We start from the raw sequence: 1292 nt of genomic DNA, 5'->3' as shown, positions 1-1292 counted from the left end.
GGGCCTCAGGGACCTACGGGCGCTGGCTCCGATGGTGCTACGGGACCTCAAGGGAACACTGGGCCTCAGGGACCTACGGGCGCTGGCTCCGATGGTGCTACGGGACCTCAAGGGAACACTGGGCCTCAAGGACCGACCGGCGCTGGTTCTGATGGCGCTACTGGATCGACTGGACCTCAAGGTCCTACGGGCGCTGGTTCTGATGGTGCCACAGGGCCGACTGGACCCACGGGCGTGAACGGTGCCACTGGACCGACTGGACCCACAGGCGTGAACGGTACAAACGGCGTCACTGGACCGACTGGGCCTACGGGAGCTCTCTCTTCCGTTTCTATTTCCTATTTCGCAGATTCTGCTACAAATAATCTTCAATTAGCTACAGGAGCATTTTTAACATATAATCTAGCCGCGAAAACAGATCCAAACCTTCCGTTAATAGCCGGAGCGACTGGCTTTCAAGTACAGATTCCAGGCCTATATTATATGACAACTACAATTTCGGTTGCACCAGGATCTGTAGGCATCTTTGAATACGTAATAAATGGTAGTGCCGTTAGTGATACTCTTATGGCAGCAGGTGGGACAACAGGAGTTGGACCGGGTTCAATAACAATACCATATATACGTCAGATGAGCGCTGGAAACACGATTTCGGTTAGAAATGGCGGGGCTAATGCAGTAACTTTACAATCTGGTAACCAAGCCATTACTACCAGAAGACCAGGATATACAGCTATTAGTATCATGAAAATTAATTAGCATTTGTTTTTGAACGAGAAGAGATCTTCTATTTCGCAACTTCGGTAGCTGGATGGTTGAATAATAGGAGAAACAGTTCCGGATTCTGTCACCATCATGGATATACTGCCTTAAATGCAGGGGATGCTATCGGGGTTCAAAATGCATCAAATAAAAGATCCTGTCTGAAATTTGACACTTTGAAGTGAATCCAAAAATGTAAGATTTAAGCAACCTGTAGGGGTATGAGTCCGGTATTGAACTGGACTCATACCCTTTATTCGTTTTGTCTTCATCTCTCCTTCATTTTGGAATCGGCTTTAGGACATACCCGCTTTTGGCAAAGTCTTGTTTTTACTTTTCCTCCCTTCAACAATAGTGAATATCACTAAATTTAGTACACAAATAAGGAATTAATCATATATATAAAAAGAATATATATGATTAAGGAGGTATAGTATGTCTCAAGCGAATATACCTAATATTTCACCGAATATAAACATTACCAGAGAAGATGCAGTAAATCTGCTATTATCATCCATTGCCTTAGAAGA

At 44.7% G+C, this 1292-nt stretch carries 1 protein-coding gene; it reads left to right on the top strand.

The genetic code is table 11. The annotated features are described in order from the left end of the window. Positions 1-759, top strand: a 759-nt coding sequence (locus tag BLU58_RS17225) for a collagen-like domain-containing protein (RefSeq protein WP_143123827.1), incomplete at its 5' end; no start/stop codon positions are given. Positions 760-1292 lie beyond the last annotated feature (533 nt).

Source organism: Thermoactinomyces sp. DSM 45892 (assembly GCF_900107305.1).
GTDB lineage: Bacteria > Bacillota > Bacilli > Thermoactinomycetales > Thermoactinomycetaceae > Baia.
Note: the sequence above shows the minus strand (reverse complement) of the source record. Positions and strands in the feature narration are given on the sequence as shown.